Annotated in this window: 3 protein-coding genes; all 3 read left to right on the top strand. The window is 61.8% G+C overall.

Annotated features, from left to right (window positions below):
* On the top strand, positions 1–261 hold a 261-nt coding region (locus tag RR842_RS08135; RefSeq protein ID WP_332729431.1), incomplete at its 5' end, for a hypothetical protein.
* Between the two features lie 194 nt (positions 262–455).
* A complete protein-coding gene (locus RR842_RS08130; RefSeq protein ID WP_332729430.1) occupies positions 456–638 on the top strand; it encodes a DUF5361 domain-containing protein in 183 nt (60 codons plus the stop codon).
* Position 639: 1 nt separating this feature from the next.
* Positions 640–2,693 (top strand): tape measure protein (locus tag RR842_RS08125; protein WP_332729429.1); only part of this gene is annotated, 2,054 nt, incomplete at its 3' end.

Genomic DNA, 2,693 nt, shown 5'->3' with positions numbered 1-2,693 from the left:
ATGGCAGAAAAGCAAACGGACGTTATCGAATTTGAATTCAGGGGCATGAAGTTTTTAGCCGACGCAAACGTGATCCGAAATTACGCCGCCATTAAGCGCATGTCCCTGGTCGAAACAGACCCGGTAGGCTATTTTACGACGCTCTCGGATATTTTCATGGGACGCGACGAAGAGTACGTTGATATGCTTGGCGGCGAAGTGGCCGACATGGGCGGTCTGTACACCGCCGCCGTGCAGGCGGTGGGGGCAAAAAACTCCTAGAGCTCGCGTACGCAGAGGTCACGTATCCAGACGAACTGCGAGCAGACCTACAACAGTTCTACAACCTTAATATCGACTCGATGGGCGTTGAGTATACCCATGAGCACGCCGCTGCGTTATGCGCGCAGCTCCCCCGCGAGAGCAGGCTTGTACGCGCCTATGCGCCAGCGTGTGCGTGGGCGGAGTCAGACTATATGCTCAACAAAATAGAGTACCTGCTGCGCCACGTGGCCTGGCAGCGAACAAAAGACGCAGCGCGCGGGATCAATAGGCCAAAGCCGTGCCCAACGCCAGCCGAGGAAGCCGCTTTACGTAAGAAACTTGAGCGGACGGATATGGCCGACATCGCGAGAAAACTTAACATCGAGGGGGTGTAGTGTGGCGGGACTGGAACTAGCAAGTGCGTATGTAACGCTGCTGCCGAAGTTTGACAACATGCGCGGGCGCATTGAAAAAGAGGTAGCCGGTGCCGACTACGACGAGGCGGGTAAAAAAGGCGGGAAGGCGCTCGGCTCTGGCGTGTCGTCTGGTCTTAAGGGTGCGACGTCGTCCATAGGGTCTACGCTTAAGGGTGTCGTCGGGGCGGCGGGCGGGGTGCTCGCTGCTGTTGGGTTCGGCAGCGTTGTTGCCGAAGCAGGCCGGGCGGCGGATAGTGTTGTGAAATTTAAGCAGACACTGGGATTTGCGGGTCTTGATACGTCACAAATCGACGCACTTGTCGCGTCGACTAAGAGTTACGCCGACAAGACCGTATACGACCTGAACGACGTTCAGAATGTAACAGCCCAGCTCGCGGCTAACGCGGTACCCAATTATGACAGGCTCGCAGAGGCCGCGGGAAACCTAAACGCCGTGTCGGGTGGCAACGCTGACACCTTCCGCGCCGTTGGTATGGTGCTCACGCAAACCGCGGGGGCGGGCAAGCTCACGACCGAAAACTGGAACCAGCTCGCGAACGCCATCCCCGGCGCATCGGGCAAACTCCAAGATGCGATGCTTAAAAACGGAGCCTACACGGGGAACTTTCGTGAGGCGATGGAAAAAGGCCAGATTACCGCTGAAGAGTTTAATCAGGCGATGATGGACTTGGGCATGACCGACGCGGCGCAGGAAGCGGCGACATCGACGGCAACCTTCGAAGGTGCGTTTGGCAACCTCCAAGCGACCGTTGTTGGCGGGCTGTCCGAGCTGCTGCAGACCGCGCAGCCAGCCATTACGGCGGGCGTTAACGCGCTCAACGACAGCCTAACGCCCGCGTTTGAGGTTGCAAACGACGTGGTCGGAGTTTTTGCCCAGGCGATAACGGACGGCGCAAGCCCCATAGAGGCACTAACTGGCGCGTTCGGCGCGCTTCCGCCCGAAGCCCAAGCGGTCATCGGCGCGGTTGCCGGTATAGGTACGGCCTTTGCCGTGGCGAAGATTGCCTCGAGCGCGGCTAAAACGGCCAAGGGATTATCCGGCATCGCGTCGAGCGTGGCATCTCTTGCTGGGCGCGGAGTGTCGGCAGGCGCTGGCCTTATGGCTACCGCCGTCGGAGAACGCGCGGCGGGGTCTGCCGCCGGTGCGAGCGCGAAGAACATCCTAGCCTCGGCTGTCGCGATGATTGCTCTTGGCGGCGGAATTGCGCTCGCCTGCGGTGGGTTGGCGCTGCTTGCGATGTCGGCTGTGCAGCTCGCGGCTGCCGGGCCTCTCGCTATCGCGGTCATGGTTGGGCTGGTAGCGTCTATCGCGCTGCTGGCGCTTGGTGCCGCCGTCCTTGGACCGGCGCTAACGGCAGGGGCTGTAGGGTTTGTCGCTTTCGGCGGCGCCATCGCGCTGGTCGGTCTTGGTGTGGCGCTCGCCTGTGGTGGGCTTGCCTTGTTAGCAACGCAGCTGCCGACCATCTCGGAATACGGGGTGTCTGCGGCGCTGAACATCGCCGCGCTGTCGCTGTCAATGCTCGCCCTGGCTCCCGCCGCGCTGCTTGTCGGAGCGGGTATGCTCGTGCTCGGAGCGGGGCTTGTTGTTGCGGCCGCAGGAGGGATGCTGCTTGGCGCTGCTGTGTTGGTGCTCGCCGCAGGGGTCGCACTGCTTGCTGCGGGCGTGCTTGTGCTGTCTGTCGGGCTGGCAATTGCGGCGGCTCAGATGCCTATAATCGCGGCAACTGGTATGGCTGCGGCTGGCGGGATTATGATGCTGTCCGCCGCGGTTATGCTGCTAGCCCCCGCTCTGCTCCTCGCGGGTGCGGGGGCACTAGTATTCGGCGCGGGCACTCTGGTAGCAGGGGCAGGGGCGCTAGTGTTTGGCGCAGGGGTTGTCGTGGCCGCAGCCGCGGTAACGCTGCTCGCGGCAGGAGTTGCCCTGCTCTCTGGCGGCATGACGGTACTTGCAGCAGCTGTCACGGCAACGGCCGCCGGGGTCGTGGCTATGGGTGACGCGATGCCTAAGATTTC

The sequence above is a fragment of the Gordonibacter sp. genome, from assembly GCF_036667095.1.
Lineage (GTDB): Bacteria > Actinomycetota > Coriobacteriia > Coriobacteriales > Eggerthellaceae > Gordonibacter.
This window is presented reverse-complemented; position numbering and strand designations above follow the sequence as displayed.